The organism is Cupriavidus sp. SIMBA_020, from assembly GCF_046535395.1.
Lineage (GTDB): Bacteria > Pseudomonadota > Gammaproteobacteria > Burkholderiales > Burkholderiaceae > Cupriavidus > Cupriavidus campinensis.
This window is the reverse complement of record NZ_JAWRWU010001275.1, coordinates 1-249: the sequence shown is the minus strand read 5'-3', so window position 1 is coordinate 249 and position 249 is coordinate 1. Positions and strand designations below refer to the sequence as shown.

Here is a 249-nt window from a genome sequence, read left to right as displayed (position 1 = left end):
AATAATGCCAGCGGGGCGCGCTTGCGCTCGCCCGCGCCGCCTGAACTGAAAACCCGCTGCTTACTGAAACGCCACTTCCGCGAAACTCCGCAGCTTGCGGCTATGCAGACGATGCAGCCCGTTCATCCGCAACAACTCCATCGCTTTCACGCCGATCTGCAAATGCTGATCCACTTGCGCGCGATAAAACTGATCCGCCATGCCGGGCAGTTTCAGCTCGCCATGCAGAGGCTTGTCCGACACGCACAG

At 59.8% G+C, this 249-nt stretch carries 1 pseudogene; it reads right to left on the bottom strand.

Annotated features, from left to right (window positions below):
• Window positions 1-60: 60 nt before the first annotated feature.
• Window positions 61-249: pseudogene (locus SB751_RS33610) on the bottom strand (AMP nucleosidase); the annotation flags it as partial.